The 13,165-nt window shown below is 71.7% G+C and carries 15 protein-coding genes and 1 pseudogene; 14 read left to right on the plus strand and 2 right to left on the minus strand.

The features are described from left to right. The 3 genes from ACLEQD_RS23280 to ACLEQD_RS23290 form a co-directional block, all read left to right on the plus strand. The coding region (locus tag ACLEQD_RS23280) for a hypothetical protein (protein ID WP_410386841.1) at nt 1-221 on the plus strand (221 nt) is incomplete at its 5' end. Between the two features lie 11 nt (nt 222-232). Beyond that, a complete protein-coding gene (locus tag ACLEQD_RS23285; protein WP_410386843.1) occupies nt 233-1,252 on the plus strand; it encodes a CARDB domain-containing protein in 1,020 nt (339 codons plus the stop codon). 2 nt (nt 1,253-1,254) lie between these two features. Next, entirely contained in the window at nt 1,255-1,932 is a 678-nt protein-coding gene (locus ACLEQD_RS23290) for a hypothetical protein (RefSeq protein ID WP_410386845.1), read from the plus strand. Nucleotides 1,933-2,019: 87 nt separating this feature from the next. Here ACLEQD_RS23290 and rtcR read toward each other — a convergent pair whose 3' ends face one another. After that, the gene (rtcR, locus tag ACLEQD_RS23295) at nt 2,020-3,651 is read right to left on the minus strand and encodes an RNA repair transcriptional activator RtcR (RefSeq protein WP_410386847.1); all 1,632 of its coding nucleotides are present in this window, start codon (nt 3,649-3,651) and stop codon (nt 2,020-2,022) included. Between the two features lie 147 nt (nt 3,652-3,798). Here rtcR and ACLEQD_RS23300 point away from each other — a divergent pair, with 147 nt between their 5' ends. The 4 genes and pseudogenes from ACLEQD_RS23300 (at nt 3,799) to ACLEQD_RS23315 (ending at nt 7,506) form a co-directional block, all read left to right on the plus strand. Next, complete coding sequence (locus ACLEQD_RS23300) at nt 3,799-5,034, plus strand: RtcB family protein (protein WP_410386849.1); 1,236 nt, start codon at nt 3,799-3,801, stop codon at nt 5,032-5,034. Nucleotides 5,035-5,219: 185 nt separating this feature from the next. After that, nucleotides 5,220-6,235: pseudogene (rtcA, locus tag ACLEQD_RS23305) on the plus strand (RNA 3'-terminal phosphate cyclase). Between the two features lie 135 nt (nt 6,236-6,370). After that, nucleotides 6,371-7,228, plus strand: coding sequence for a DNA-formamidopyrimidine glycosylase (gene mutM, locus ACLEQD_RS23310; protein ID WP_410386851.1), 858 nt, complete (start codon nt 6,371-6,373; stop codon nt 7,226-7,228). A 20-nt stretch (nt 7,229-7,248) separates the two neighbouring features. After that, nucleotides 7,249-7,506: a hypothetical protein gene (locus ACLEQD_RS23315; RefSeq protein WP_410386859.1), complete on the plus strand. Its 258-nt coding sequence runs from the start codon at nt 7,249-7,251 to the stop codon at nt 7,504-7,506. Here the strand turns inward: ACLEQD_RS23315 and ACLEQD_RS23320 are convergent. Beyond that, a complete protein-coding gene (locus tag ACLEQD_RS23320) occupies nt 7,503-8,162 on the minus strand; it encodes a hypothetical protein (RefSeq protein WP_410386853.1) in 660 nt (219 codons plus the stop codon). The two genes, ACLEQD_RS23315 and ACLEQD_RS23320, sit on opposite strands and share 4 nt — an antisense overlap. Nucleotides 8,163-8,269: 107 nt before the next feature. Between ACLEQD_RS23320 and ACLEQD_RS23325 the strand changes: the two genes are divergently transcribed. The 7 genes from ACLEQD_RS23325 to ACLEQD_RS23355 all read left to right on the plus strand — a co-directional run. After that, a complete protein-coding gene (locus tag ACLEQD_RS23325; protein WP_410386854.1) occupies nt 8,270-8,590 on the plus strand; it encodes a hypothetical protein in 321 nt (106 codons plus the stop codon). 19 nt (nt 8,591-8,609) lie between these two features. Then, the gene (locus ACLEQD_RS23330; protein WP_410386856.1) at nt 8,610-9,413 is read left to right on the plus strand and encodes a DNA-binding response regulator; all 804 of its coding nucleotides are present in this window, start codon (nt 8,610-8,612) and stop codon (nt 9,411-9,413) included. Nucleotides 9,414-9,500: 87 nt separating this feature from the next. Further along, nucleotides 9,501-10,250 (plus strand): YebC/PmpR family DNA-binding transcriptional regulator, encoded by a 750-nt coding sequence (locus ACLEQD_RS23335; RefSeq protein WP_171412966.1) that lies wholly within the window; start codon nt 9,501-9,503, stop codon nt 10,248-10,250. A gap of 33 nt (nt 10,251-10,283) precedes the next feature. Beyond that, a complete protein-coding gene (ruvC, locus tag ACLEQD_RS23340; RefSeq protein ID WP_410386861.1) occupies nt 10,284-10,865 on the plus strand; it encodes a crossover junction endodeoxyribonuclease RuvC in 582 nt (193 codons plus the stop codon). Further along, entirely contained in the window at nt 10,862-11,476 is a 615-nt protein-coding gene (gene ruvA / locus ACLEQD_RS23345; RefSeq protein ID WP_410386858.1) for a Holliday junction branch migration protein RuvA, read from the plus strand. The genes ruvC and ruvA overlap by 4 nt, the downstream gene beginning before the upstream one ends. A 669-nt stretch (nt 11,477-12,145) precedes the next feature. Next, nucleotides 12,146-12,283, plus strand: coding sequence for an ELWxxDGT repeat protein (locus tag ACLEQD_RS23350; RefSeq protein ID WP_410386863.1), 138 nt, complete (start codon nt 12,146-12,148; stop codon nt 12,281-12,283). A gap of 587 nt (nt 12,284-12,870) precedes the next feature. Beyond that, nucleotides 12,871-13,165, plus strand: a 295-nt coding sequence (locus ACLEQD_RS23355) for an ELWxxDGT repeat protein (protein WP_410386865.1), incomplete at its 3' end; no start/stop codon positions are given.

The following is a 13,165-nucleotide window of genomic DNA, read 5'->3' on the forward strand; positions in this document are numbered from 1 at the left end:
CCCTGGGTGCTTCGGAGGCGCTGGAGCGGGAGGCGTTCCTCTCGCTGCTCCAGAACCACCTGCGCGCGCGGGGGCTCACCGTGACGGGGGCGTTCCGCGAGGAGCCCGTCACCACCGCGTCGTCCCTGTCCGTGCCGGTGACGCCCGCCGTGGCGAACCCGGCGGCGCCGCGTGCCGTTCCCCTCCAGCCCGAGCGGGATGTCCCGCCCGGCCAGCCGTGATGAGGTCCGCCATGAAGACGATGACATTCGTGGGCGCCGTCGCGGCGCTGGTGCTGGGCGGCACGGAGGCGGGTGCCGCCGCCTGGGACACGTGCAACGGGACGCCGGTGAAGTGGTACAGCGGGCCGGTCGTGTACCGGAACCGGTGCAGCATCCCGGACTCCGGCAACGTCAACACGGCGTACTGGAACGGCTTGCGGCAGTGGGACGACCTGTCCCATCTCGTCAGTGGCTTCAACGTGAACGCGGCGACGGACTGCTCGTTGGATCACAGCGACGGGCAGAACGAGATTGGCCTGTGTGACCGGGCGGCCATCGACGGGAACAACGGCGTGACGTACTCCACGGTGGGGCTGTGCTTCATCGGGAGCAACGGCATCGACGAGGCGGACATCTGCATCGCCAGCGACCTGGACTTCACGCCGCGCACCGGGAGCGCCTTCGGCACGTCGGGCCGCAGCACGTTCGTGCACGAGGCGGGGCACTTCTTCGGCTTCAAGCATGAGGGCGGGCACAGCATCCTGCGCACCTCGCCGCCGCACCTGGTGACGGGCGGCTACGAGTCCTCCACGCTGTGGCCCACGAACGCGCAGGGCATGAACACGCTGTACGGCTATTCGCAGACGAAGCCCAACCTGCTGCCGTCGTCGATGGGCGTGGTGGGGGACGTGGCGCAGACGCTGGATCCCTCGGGCACCGTGACGGTGTGCCGAGGCACGGCGCAGAGCGTGAAGTTCTACGTGGGCAACATGGGCAACGCGGCCGTGTCGTCCTACACGCTGCGCGTGCGCCTGAGCCCGACGGCGCCGCCGAACGGCTACAGCGAGTCCACCACCGTCGTGGCCACGTTCAACCACGCGCTGGGGGCGTTCTCGGAGGGTACCTACTCGCTGGGCTTCACGGTGCCGGCGTCGCTGCCGTTCAACACGTACTACGTCTACCTGGACATGGATCCAGAGGGCGCGGTGTCGGAGCTGCGTGAGAACGACAACACCACCGTCAGCGCGATGACCCTGCGGGTGGGGTGCTGAGCATGCGGTACGGCGCCCTGGTGGCAGCGCTGCTGCTGGGGGCCTGCGCGAAGCCGAAGGAGGAACAGATGGTGTCGCGAGGAGCGCTCGAGGGCGCTCCCGCGGCGTCGGCGTCCTCCGGAGGCTCCGAGCGTCCCCAGCCGCGCGGCGCGGCCACGGTGCGCACGGACAAAGGGACCTACTCGGCCCCGGCCGTGCGGTTCAGCGCCGACTTCCTCGGCGAACCGCCGGTGACGCTGATGAGCGTCGCGCTGAGCGCGCAGTCGGAGGACGGAGGGACCTGGCGCTTCCGCATGGCGGTGGATGAGAAGTTCGTGAAGTCGAAACACGCCACCGCGCGGATCATCCCGCAGGCGGCGCTGGGGCCGGGCCTCGCGGTGGTGGACTCCCCGCAGCCCGATGGGTCCTCGATGGCGATGGACGAGGGCACCCTGGAGCTGACCGTCACCGGGAACCAGGTGGCGGGCGAGGTGCGAACGAAGGACGGACGGGTGCGCGCGACGTTCGAAGGGCCGCTCACCGTCGAATGCACGGTGCCGCCCGCGTGGCTGAGTGGAGCGAACGCGCCAGCGGCACCCTCCGCGCCCGTCCCGTCCTCTCCCGACGAGGGCACAGTCCGGGTGCCCGACGAGGCGCTGGCTACACCGCAATGCCGGTCCATGGCGGACGCCTTCCGCTGACGCCACGGCTGGAGCCCCCTCCGACACGATCGTCCAGAACCTGTCCTACAGTCGGACAGGTTTCCGCTGCTCGGATGGAACGGCCGGTCACTCCGCGTCGCGGCCGCTCACGTCCGCCCATGCCAGGCCGAAGCGGGCCAGGTACTTCCGGAGCCGGTCCGCGTCGTTGACGCTCTTCTTCTGCGCACGCGACTGCGCGAACAGCGTCCGGCCCGCGTCCGACAACGAGCGCGCGGAGCGGCACACGGAGACCACATCCGCGAGCTGCACCCGGTCGAACCGGTCCAGCTCCGCCGCGCGCGCCGGGCCCATCACCTCCGCCAGCACGTCCTCGCTCCCGGACGTCGCCGCCGAGCCCGCCGGCCGCCACTGCGCGCGCAGCCGCTCCAGCTCCTCGTCCACCACCTCGCGGGTCATCCGTCCGCCCGCGGCCAGCGTGGACATGCGCAGCACCGCCGCGTTGAGGTCGCGGAAGTTGCCGCTCCACCGGGCCTCCGGAGACGTGGCGAAGCGCAGGAAGAACTCCTGGGCCTCCTTGCTCATCGTCACCCGGGTGCCCAGCGCCTGTGAGGCCTGATCCAGTTCGTATTGCAGGTTGGGCGCGATGTCCTCCGGACGCTCGCGCAGCGCGGGCAGCCGGAAGGTCCACAGGTTGATGCGCGCGAGCAGGTCCTCGCGGAACCGTCCCCGCTCCACGTCCAGCTGGAGGTCGCGGTTCGTCCCCGCGATGAGCTGGAAGTCGCTCTCCGCCTCCTTGTCCGCGCCCACGGGCAGGAACCGCTTGTCCTCCAGCGCGCGCAGCAACATGGCCTGCTCGTCCGCGCCCAGCTCGCCAATCTCGTCCAGGAACAGCACGCCGCCGTTCGCCTGTCGCATCAGTCCGGGCCGGTCACCCACCGCGCCCGTGAACGCGCCCTTCACGTGGCCAAAGAGCGTGGACATGGCCCCGTCGCCGCGCAGCGTGGCGCAGTTCAAGTCCACGAAGGGCCCCGCCACCTGGTTGCGCGCCTTCTTCAGCGCGTAGATGCGCTTGGCGAGCTGCGACTTGCCCGCGCCCGTGGGCCCCGTCAGCAGCAGCGGCGCGCGGGACTGCACGGCCACCTGCTCGATCCGCTCGATGATCCGGTTGAACGCGGCGTTGCGCGTGTCGATGCCGGACTTGAGGAACGACAGCCCCTCGCGCTGCTGCCGCCGGAAGCGCGCCGCCAGCGTGTCGTAGTTCGACAGGTCCAGGTCGATGATGGCGTGCGTGCCCACCGCCCCGTGCTCCTTCCCCTTGCCCGGGGACGTCTGCACCAGCCGGCCCGGAATCAGCCGGCTCTCCACCAGGAGGAACATGCAGATCTGCGCGATGTGCGTGCCCGTGGTGATGTGCACCAGGTAGTCCTCTTCCTCCGGATGGAAGGACTGCGCGCGCACGTGGTCCAGCAGCGCGCCATACGTCTCCTCCAGGTTCCACGGGTCCTGGATGGGCAGCGACGTCAGCCGCACCTCCGTCTCCGGAGACACCTGCGCGATGTCCTGCTGGATGACCGTGGCCAGTGACGACGCCCGGGGCGGATGCAGCAACTCCAGCCGGTGCACCAGCAGGTCCTCCTGCTGACACAGCGACACCGTGGGCCGCCACCGCGTCCAGCGCTGCGACCCCATCCCCGTGTCCAGCGTCGTCCCCAGCATCCCGAGGACGACCGTGCGCCGCGTCTTCGCCTTTTGAGCCATCAGGATAGGTATTTATCCCATGGGATATGGATTTCCAGCCTGCCCCAGGTGCTCCCCTCGGAGACGGGGTTGGCACGCCGGCTGCTCTAGCTCCCCCACGTGACCGGGACACAGCGCCCGGGTCGAACGACCGAAAGGTGCAGAGCCATGGACCGCGTGAACACGAACTACGAAGTGCTGTCGGACGAAGCGGGCCGCCCCATCAAGGCGTGGACGGTGGGGGTGCCGTTCGAGGACGAGGCGAAGAAGCAGCTTCGCAACCTCCGCGGCCTGCCCTTCATCCACAAGTGGGTCGCGGTGATGCCGGACGTGCACCGCGGTTACGGCGCGACGGTCGGGAGCGTGGTGCCCACGGTGGGCGCGGTGGTGCCGGCGGCGGTGGGCGTGGACATCGGATGCGGGATGATCGCCGTGCGCACGACGCTGCGCGCCGGGCAGCTGCCGGACTCGCTGCGCGGGGTGCGCTCGGCCATCGAGGCGGCGGTGCCGCACGGCCGTACGGACAACGGCGGCCGGAATGACCGTGGCGCGTGGAAGGACTCGCCCGCGACGCATACCGCTGCCTGGGCCCGCCTGGCGGAGGGGTATGCGCGCATCGTCGCGAAGCACCCGCGCATCGGCCGTGGGCCGGAGCTGGCGCACCTGGGAACGCTGGGAACGGGTAACCACTTCATCGAGCTGTGCGTCGATGAGTCGGACGGCGTGTGGCTGATGCTGCACTCGGGGTCGCGCGGGGTGGGGAACCGCATCGGAAGCCACTTCATCGAGCTGGCGAAGGAGGACATGCAGCGCTTCTTCGTCCGCCTGCCGGACGCGGACCTGGCGTACCTGCCGGAGGGGACGGAGCACTTCGATGACTACGTGTTCGCGGTGAGCTGGGCGCAGGACTTCGCGGCGATGAACCGCGAGCTCATGCTGCACTCGGCGGTGGAGGCCCTGAAGGCGAGCGGTGAGCTGCCCCCGTTCGAGCTGTCCGAGTCCGCGGTGAACTGCCACCACAACTACATCTCGCGCGAGCACCACTTCGGAAAGAACTGCTTCGTGACCCGCAAGGGCGCGGTGCGGGCGCGCGAGGGCGACATGGGAATCATCCCCGGCAGCATGGGGGCCCGTTCCTACATCGTCCGCGGGAAGGGAAACGCGGACGCGTTCCACTCGTGCAGCCACGGCGCGGGCCGCGTGATGTCGCGGGAAGCGGCGAAGAAGCGCTTCACGCTGGAGGACCACGCGAAGGCGACCGAGGGCGTGGAGTGCCGCAAGGACGTGGACGTGATTGACGAGACGCCGGCCGCGTACAAGCCCATCGACGCCGTGATGGCCGCGCAGGCGGACCTGGTGGAGGTCGTCCACACGCTCAAGCAGGTGGTGTGCGTGAAGGGATAGCCGCAGCACAACCCACCCGACGCCCGCGGAGGTGCACATGCCGGGATGAAGCCACCGAGGCGCCCGTTCCCCCGAAGAGGTCCGCGCGAGCGGCCGTTAAGGTGGGGGAGCGGGCGCCGCTATTTTTTGTAATCAGGGATGGGATGCTGCATCCGTCCGCGAGCGCGCAAGGGAGCACCACGCACATGGTCCGCATCGATGGTTCACAGGGGGAGGGGGGCGGCCAGGTGCTGCGCACCGCGCTGGCGCTGTCGCTGGTGACGGGCACGCCGTTCGAGATGGTCAACGTGCGCGCGGGCCGCGCCAAGCCGGGCCTGCTGCGCCAGCACCTCACCGCGCTCAAGGCCGCGGAGGCCGTGGGCGCCGCGGAGGTGACGGGCGCGGAGCTGGGCTCCAGGCAGCTGTCCTTCCACCCGCGCGCGCTGACAGCGGGCAACTACCACTTCGCGGTGGGCACGGCGGGCAGCGCGACGCTGGTGCTCCAGACGGTGCTGCCCGCGCTGCTGCACGCGGAAGGACCGTCCACGCTGATGCTGGAGGGCGGGACGCACAACCCGGCGCGCCGCCGTTCGACTTCCTGGAGAAGACGTACCTGCCGCTCCTGCGCCGCATGGGCCCGCGCGTGGACGTGACGCTGGAGCGGCCCGGCTTCTACCCGGCCGGCGGTGGCCGCTTCCGCGTGGACATCCATCCCGCGAAGCTCCAGCCGCTCCAGTTGCTGGAGCGCGGCCGGGTGCTGCGCACGGAGGCCGTGGCCCAGGTGGCGGCCATCCCCTTCGACGTAGCGAAGCGCGAGCTGGACGCCGTGGCCGCCGTGCTGAAGCTGCGGCCGGAGCAGCAGCGGCCGGAGGAGCTCAAGCGCGCCTTCGGTCCGGGCAACGTGCTGCGCGTCGAGGTGGAGAGCGAGCACGTGACGGAGGTCTTCACCGGCTTCGGCGAGCGCGGCAAGCGCGCGGAGGTCGTGGGCGAGGAGGTGGCCACGAAGGTGAAGCGCTACCTGGACGCCGGTGTGCCCGTGGGCGAGCACCTGTGTGATCAGCTCCTCCTGCTGTGCGCCCTGGCGAAGGGCGGAAGCTTCCGCACGCTGGCGCTGGACAGCCACGCGCTCACGCAGCGCGACACCATGGCGCACTTCCTGGACGTGAAGATGGACGTGCGCGAGGTGGACCGCGACGTGCACGAAGTGACCGTGCGCGCCTGACGCGGGGCAGGGCACGGACGGGGCCCCGTCCGGCCGGATGCCCGGCGGACGGACGAGGCGCCACCGTCAGCGGGAGGCAACCCGTGGCGTTACCTCGCATCCTTCCTACGTTGTGACCCGTGGGGGAGGCTGCGCGTGGCCGAAGTTCCTGAAGTGGAGATCATCGTCCGGGACCTGAAGCAGGCCGTGGTGGGCCGCCGCTTCGTGGACGCGGAGGTGCTGGTGCCCGCGGCGGTGCGCTTCGCCTCGCCGCCGGACTTCATCCAGAACCTCCGGGGCCGCAAGGTGCTCGATGCGGAGCGGCGCGCGAAGTTCATGCTGCTGACGCTGGATGACGGACAGACGCTCGCGCTGCACTTCATGCTGTGGGGGGAGCTGCAGCTGCGGCCCTCCGGCAGCGAGCGGCCTCCCGCGACGCTCGTGGTCCTCACGCTGGAGGGCAACGAGGAGCTCCAGCTCACCGACACGCTGGGCTACGCGCGCGTGGCGCTGGGGCCTACCGCGATGCTGGCCTCGCAGCTCAAGCTGGAGGAGCTGGGGCCGGAGGCGCTCGACGAGGCCTTCACGCCGGCGGTGCTGGCGAAGCTGCTCCAGCGCAGGCGCAGCGCGCTCAAGACGGTGCTCCTGAACCAGCGCGTGCTCGCGGGGCTGGGCAACCGCGACGCGGACGAGAGCCTGTGGGCCGCGGGCATCGATCCCCGGCGGCTGGCGTCGTCGCTGTCTCCCGCCGAAATCGTCCGGCTGCACCGGGGCATCCGCGACGTGCTGGAGGAGGGGCTGCGGCTGCGCGGCACGCAGCGCGACCTGTTCGGCGTGCAGGGGCAGGCCAAACACCGGCGCAACATCTTCGGCAAGACGGGAGCGCCCTGTCCCCGCTGCGCCACGCCCGTGTCGCACCTGAGAATCGGGGGGCGCAACACGCACTGGTGCGCGCACTGCCAGCCCGCGGACGGCGCCGCGCCCGAGGCCCCGGCGCAGACCTCTCTGCTCTGACAAGGCCCCCGGTGGCTGGTATGAACGGGCGCGTGTCCGACGTCCCCGCCCCCTCGCCCCTGGCCCTCGAAGACGCGCTCTCGCGCGCGAGCGAGGAGCACCAGCTCCCCAGCTACTACCAGTCCAGCGTGCGCCCGCTCCTGCGCGACCCGGAAGGACGCTGGCCGCACTGCTGCGGCGGAGGCTGCGAGCCGTGCGCCCAGACGCTCATCCGCGTCGCGCTGCGCACCCTGGAGCTGATGGGCACGCCGCGCCAGAGCCCTCCGCCGGACTTCTAGAACAGCCGCGTGCCCAGGCCCACGCGCCCGGTGAGGCCCAGCCGCGTGTGGCCCGCGCCCGCGCGCTCCTGGAACGTCTCCACGCCCACCTGTCCCGCCGCGAGCAGCGACAGGTTGCCACCCAGGTACACCTCCACGCCCAGGCCTCCCAGCGCCTGGAAGCGCCGCTGCTTGTCGCCGGTGAGCCCCAGGTCGATGGGCAGGTCCACCAGCCCCAGCAGCATCACGGTGTCCGCCACCCGGTAGCCCGCCACCAGCCCCGGCAGGATGCGCACCAGCACGCCGGAGAAGTTGTCGTCGTCCATGTACGTGGCGCCGGAGTTGAGCACCAGGCCCACGCCCAGCGTCGGCGCCAGCCCGAACGCCCCGCGCCGCACCACCTCCTTGCGGCCCACGAGCTCCAGCGACGCGCCCAGCTTGAACCAGTCGAAGCGCGCCCGCGCCTCCACCTCCAGCGCGCCCAACCCCTGACGGAACCCCAGGCCCACCTCCGGCGCGCCCGTGTAGCCATAGAGCGCCGTCGCCCCCGCGGGCAGCATCACCGGCGCCACCACGGAGCCCAGCGGGTCCTCCCGCGAGAAGGAGACTTCGGCGTCCTGGGCCAGGGCCAGGCCGGGCACGACGAGGAGGGCAAGCAGCAGTCCGAGGCGCGTCATGGGCGCGCACCCTAGCGTGGGATGCGGTCTGGCCAAAACCCAACGAATCCAGGGACTTGGAGGGGGGTTGTGCATTCGCTCGGGTTCCCTGGAAGAATGGGGAATCCATGGTTGCCTACCTGCACGTCGCACCTCCCCCTGGAACCTCCACGCCGCTGGGAGGTCACGACACACTCGCCCTTCAGGGTGAGGGGTCGGGCTCGGTGTTGCTGGTGGGCGAGACGGCGCGGCCGGCGGTGACGGAGGCGCTCATCGCGGAGGGCTTCGAGCCCGTGCAGGTGGACGGGGCTCGCGCGGCGCTGGCCCGGCTGGGCGTGGAGGCGGGGATGTCGCGGCAGGACCTGGAGCGGGACGCGGAGCCGGCGCGGCCGTCCGGCGCTGACGCTGCCCCGGCTGGTCATCATCGACGCGGACCTGCCGGACGGTGACGGCTTCAGCCTCTGCGGCGTGCTCCGGACGGACGCGAGGTCCGCGCACCTGCCGGTGCTGCTGGTGGCGCGGCACCCGGAGGAGTTCCACCGCGACCTGGCCGCGGGCGTGGGCGCGGATGAGTACCTGGTGGAGCCGGTGGACGCGCGCGACGTCGCGGTGCTCGCGCGGCTCAAGGCGGGACGGCGCGGCGAGGAGGACGTCTACGACGCGCACACCGCGACGCTGCCCCTGGTGGGGCTGGTGCGCGCGCTCCTGTCCGGCGTGCGCTCCGGACGGGTGGTGCTGGCCGAGGACACCGGCGCCTTCGTCTTCCGCCACGGCCTGGTGGTGGACGCGAGCTTCCACGGCGAGCGCGGCAGCCTCGCGTTCCGGCGCATGCTGTGCTTCGGCGCGGGCGCGTACACGGTGACGTTCGGCCCGGAGCTGCACCGGGGCACCTTCACCCTGGACCGCCCGTTCCTGTGCGACCAGGTGGTGCCCGGCCTGGAGCGCTTCGAACAGCTGCGCGTCCGGGGCCTGCCCCTGGCGGCGCGGCTCACGGTGGACTTCAACCGGCTGGCGCGGGAGCTGCCCTCGCTCCCCGAGGACGTGGAGCAGGTGGTGCGCCTCTTCGACGGCCGGCGCACCGTGCGCGCGATGCTGCTGGAGTGCCGCTTCCCGGAGGCGCTGGCCTACGAGGCGGCCACCCGGCTGTTCATGCTGGGCGTGCTGGTGCCCGCCATCCTGGTGGAGGAGCGCGAGCGCGCCCGGGAGTGCGCGGGGCCGCCCCGCCTGTTCGAGCCCGTCCTGGCGCCTGACTCGGAGCCGGACGCGTCGTAGGGGTTTGACTCGGGCGGCCTGCTCGGGGCACAAGGCCGGGAGCGCCACGGGCTGAACGCCCGTCCACCCCTCGCCGAAGCCGCCGCCATGTCCGGTCACAACCGATGGTCGAAACTCAAGCGCCGCAACGCAGTCCTGGGCGTGGCCAAGGGCAAGCTCTACTCCAAGGCCATCAAGGAGATGACCGTCGCCGCGCGGCTGGGCGGTGGTGACCCGGCCAGCAACGCCCGCCTGCGCGTGGCCGTGGCCCAGGCGCGCGAGTCCAACATCCCGCGCGACACCATCGAGCGCGCCATCAAGAAGGGCACGGGCGAGCTGGCCGGCGAGGCCTACGAAGAGGTGACGTACGAGGGCTACGGCCCCGGCGGCGTCGCGCTCATCATCGAGTGCCTCACCGACAACCGGAACCGCTCCGCCAGCGACGTGCGAAACCTCCTGGGCAACTACGGCGGCAACATGGGCGCGGAAGGCGCCGTGGGCTGGATGTTCCACAAGAAGGGCGTCATCACCGTGAAGCCCGGCCCCACCGAGGACCAGGTGATGGAGCAGGCCCTGGACGCGGGCGCGGAGGACGTGGTGGACCAGGGGCCGGACGGCTTCGAGGTGCGCACCGCCCCGGCGGACCTGCACGCGGTGGGCGCGAAGCTGGAGGCCGCGGGCCTGCCCCTGGGCGAACAGAAGTGGACCTTCGTGCCGCAGAACACCGTGAAGGTGGAAGGCGACAACGCGAAGCGGCTGTTGAAGCTGATGGACGCGCTCGACGACAACGACGACGTGCAGCACGTGCACGCCAACTTCGAAATCGACGAGTCCCTGATGGAGTCGCTGTCCACGTGAGCCCCTGAGGGGCGCGTGGGAAAGGAACGGCCGGTGCGCGTGCTCGGCGTGGACCCTGGCAGCCGCTTCATGGGCTTCGGGGTGGTGGAGGAGAAGAAGGGCCGCCTGGTGCACCTGGGCCATGGCGTCATCAAGGTGGTGGAGTCCGCGCCCCTCGCTGAACGCCTGAAGGATTTGCACGCCGCCTTGAGCGCCGCGCTCCAGCGCTACCAACCGGAGGCCGTGGCCGTGGAAGGCCTCTTCACCTTCCGCAACGCCCGCAGCGCCCTGGTGCTGGGCCACGCGCGCGGCGTGGCGCTGCTGGCCGCGGCGCAGGCGGGCCTGACCGTGCACGAGTACGCCCCCGCGAGCGTGAAGAAGTCCGTGGGCGCCAGCGGCGCGGGCAACAAGGACGCGGTGGCGCGCATGGTGCGCACGCTGCTCGGCGTGGACGAGGCGACGCTGGAGCGCGCGGATGCCAGCGACGCGCTCGCGGTCGCGCTGTGCCACTTGAACCAGTTCCGCGTGGGCATGCCCCGCGCCAGCGCGCCCCGCAGCGGCAAGCGCAAGGGGGCCGCGTCGGTGCTCGCGGACCGCCTGTCGTCCGCCTACCAGCGCCCGGAGGCCCGTCGATGATCGCCCGGCTGCGTGGCAACGTGTTGGAGAAGGGCCCCGAGGACGCCGTCATCGACGTGGACGGCGTGGGCTACCGCGTGAACCTCTCCATGGTCTCCCTGGGCAAGCTGCCCGCGGACGGCCAGCCGGTGGACCTGCGCATCCGCACCGTGGTGCGCGAGGACGCCTTCGAGCTCTTCGGCTTCCTCTCCCCCCAGGAGGAGGAGCTCTTCCAGCTGCTCAACACCGTGTCCCGCGTCGGCCCGCGCATGGCCCTGGGCGTGATGTCCGGCATGGAGGTGGGCGAGCTCATCGCGGCGCTGTCGCGCGGGGAGACGGCCCGGCTCGCGAAGATCCACGGCGTGGGCAAGAAGACCGCGGAGCGGCTCGTGCTGGAGCTCAAGGAGAAGGTGCGCAACCTGCACTCGGAGGGCATCGCGCGCGGCACCACGCCCCGCGCGCCCGTCACCTCCGGCAACAAGGCCGACCTCGTCTCCGCGCTGCTCAACCTGGGCTACAAGCAGCCCCAGGCGGAGAAGGCCGCGGACGTCGTCATCGAGCGCCTGGGTCCGGACGCCACCTTCCAGGCCCTCTTCCGCGAAGCCCTCAAGTCCCTGCGCTCCAGCCCCTGACTTCCGGACACCGCGCCCGCCCCCAGGGGCGAGACGCGGCGCTCCAAGGGCTTGGAAATCCTAGGAAAATACGCGCAAGTCTTTTTCCCGTAGGAGTCCGCAGGCGTCGCCAGCCGAACGGTTCTTTCGTTCGGCTGACGGCAGCTGGCCTTCCACGGCGCTCACGGCTGGACACCCCTGAGCCATCCTGCCCGGCCATGAGCTGGCCCATTCCGCTGCAAACATCAATTTCCAGCACAGGTGCGGCGGTCCGGACAGGACCGCGCCGCCCCGAGGAGGCGTGAGTGATGGCGGCGTGGCGTGGTGTTCCGGTCCTCGTGCTGCTGCTCTCCGGCGTCATCGGGGTGGGCTGTGGCGCGGCGGACGGTGAGGCTGGGGCGGCGAGGGGCGAGGCGTCGGCGGCGATGGTGGAGGGGGTGGACGCGGCGGCTTCCGGAGGGGCGCAGCCGTGTGGCCCGTCGGCGCGGCCCGTGGGCGACCTGCGTCCCGGCGCGGAGGGCTCGGCGCCGGAGACGCTGGTGGAGGTGGACGGGCGCGTCTTCTACGGCGCGGATGACGGCGTGGCCGGCAACGAGCTGTGGGTGACGGACGGGAGCAGCACGGACGTCGCGCCGGGTGAAGGACCTGCGGCCCGGGGCGCATGGCAGCACGCCGCGCTTCCTCACGCGGATGGGCGGGCGGCTGTTCTTCGTCGCGGACGACGGGGTGAACGGGCCGGAGCTGTGGAGCACGGACGGCACGGAAGGGGGCACGGTGCTGGTGGCGGACCTGCGGCCCGGGGCGCAGGGCAGCGCGCCGGACGGCTGACGGTGGTGGGCGCGCGGCTGTACTTCACCGCGGATGACGGCGTGCACGGCCGCGAGCTGTGGAGCACGGACGGCACGGCGAAGGGCACGCAGCTCACGCAGGAGTTCGCGCCCGGGCCGGACTCGCTGCTCCTGGACGACCTGACGGAGTGGAACGGGAGGCTGGCGCTGGTGGCGTACGGCGACGACTCGGTGACGCTGTGGGTGCATGAAGCGCGCACCGGCGCCTCGCGGGTGCTCTTCCGGGGCCCGGCCTGGACGGTGCTCTTCGCGCTGACTCCCGCGGGGAGCGAGCGCCTCTTCTTCCTCGTGGACCCGGGCCTGGGCGAGGCGGACCTCTGGGTGACGCTGGGCCAGCCCCTCACCACGTTCCCGCTGGTGCACGTCCCGGGGGACTACCCGTCGGAGCTCACGCCGCTGGGCACCAGCGTGTACTTCATGGCCGGCGCGGAGGGCTTCTTCGGCGAGCCCGGCGACCTGCTCCACGGCGGCGAGCTGTGGAGGAGCGACGGCACGCGCATGGGCACCCGCCTGGTGAAGGACGTGCGGCCGGGGCCCCTGGGCTCGCGGCCCTCCGGCCTGACGGTGATGGGCGGGCGGCTGTACTTCGCGGCGGACGACGGCGTGCACGGCCGCGAGCTGTGGAGCACGGACGGCACGGCGCAGGGCACGGTGCTCGTGCAGGACCTGGAGCCGGGCCCCGTGGGCAGCACCCCCACGGCCTTCGCGGAGGCGGACGGGTGGCTCTTCTTCTCCGCGACGACGGCCGGCCGGGCCGCGAGGCCTGGTACTCCAATGGCCGCCCCGGGCCACGTGGACCCGATGCCGCGACATCGCGCCCGCGGGCTCAACGCGAATCCGCGCGGGTTCGTGCGCGCGGCGA

The organism is Corallococcus sp. 4LFB, from assembly GCF_046520365.1.
Taxonomy (GTDB): Bacteria; Myxococcota; Myxococcia; order Myxococcales; family Myxococcaceae; genus Corallococcus; species Corallococcus caeni.